Source organism: Microbacterium sp. A20 (genome assembly GCF_004794515.1).
Taxonomy (GTDB): Bacteria; Actinomycetota; Actinomycetes; order Actinomycetales; family Microbacteriaceae; genus Microbacterium.
In genome coordinates, this window is sequence record NZ_SSDF01000014.1 from 1 (window position 1) to 442 (window position 442).

The window sequence follows — 442 nt, forward strand, 5'->3', positions numbered from 1 at the left end:
ACGGTGATCGTCGACGTACTCGAGCCATCCGCGGTGATCGAGGTCGGCGAGGCGGCGATCGTCGAGGTAGCGATGTCCGCCGCACCGGCGACGAACGCCACCGACGCCGTCGCGTCCGCATCCGCATCGTCGATCGTGAACGAGACCGTGGCCGAACCGACCGTCGTCGCCGACGTCAAGGTGGCCGAGTACGTGCCGTCGCCGTTGTCCGTCACGGCTGAAAGGGTGCCGGTCGTCGTCGACAGAGCCACCACATCGCCCGCATCCGCCACGACGTTGCCGTTCGCATCCAGCAGCGCGACGGTGATCGTCGACGTGCTCGTGCCGTCGGCGGTGATCGATGTCGGCGAGGCGACGATGGTCGAGGTGCCCACATCCGCCGGACCGGCGACGAACGCCACCGTGGCGGTCGCGTCCGCATCCGCGTCATCGATCGTGAACG

The 442-nt window shown here is 68.6% G+C and carries 1 protein-coding gene; it reads right to left on the minus strand.

What is annotated here, in order from left to right:
• On the minus strand, positions 1-442 hold a 442-nt coding region (locus DW298_RS00090; RefSeq protein ID WP_240744942.1), incomplete at both ends, for an Ig-like domain-containing protein.